This is a genomic window from Burkholderia sp. LK4, from assembly GCF_001043615.1.
GTDB classification, from domain to species: domain Bacteria; phylum Pseudomonadota; class Gammaproteobacteria; order Burkholderiales; family Burkholderiaceae; genus Burkholderia; species Burkholderia cepacia.
On the sequence record NZ_LDUL01000087.1, the window covers coordinates 1 to 541 of the forward strand.

The 541-nt window shown below is 61.9% G+C and carries 1 protein-coding gene; it reads left to right on the plus strand.

The window, feature by feature from the left end; translation table 11 throughout:
* Positions 1 to 541 (plus strand): AMP-binding protein (locus VK92_RS34135; RefSeq protein WP_048026823.1); only part of this gene is annotated, 541 nt, incomplete at both ends.

The window sequence follows — 541 nt, forward strand, 5'->3', positions numbered from 1 at the left end:
CGGCTCTACCGGCAAACCAAAGGGCGCGATGAACGAGCATTGCGCCGTGGTTAATCGGCTCCTGTGGATGCAGCAGCAATATCAGCTCCAACCCGATGAGCGCGTGCTGCAAAAGACCCCCTTCAGCTTCGACGTCTCCGTCTGGGAGTTCTTCTGGCCCCTGCTCACCGGTGCGGGCCTCGTGGTCGCACGGCCTCAAGGACATCAGGATCCGCTCTACATCGCAGAACTCCTCCGCGACGCCAACGTCACCACCTTGCACTTCGTGCCGTCCATGCTCCAGGTCTTCCTCGACCAGACTTCGCACTTTGAGCTGCCGGCATTGCAACGCGTGATCTGCAGCGGCGAGGCACTGCCTTATGTCCTGCAACAGCGCTTCATGCAGCGCTTCCCTCACGTCGAGCTGCACAATCTGTACGGCCCCACTGAGGCCGCCATCGATGTGACGTTCTGGCAATGCCGTTCCGACGGGCCGCTGGGCAAGGTCCCCATTGGCCGGCCGATCGCCAACACGCGCCTCTACATCCTCGACGCACATCAG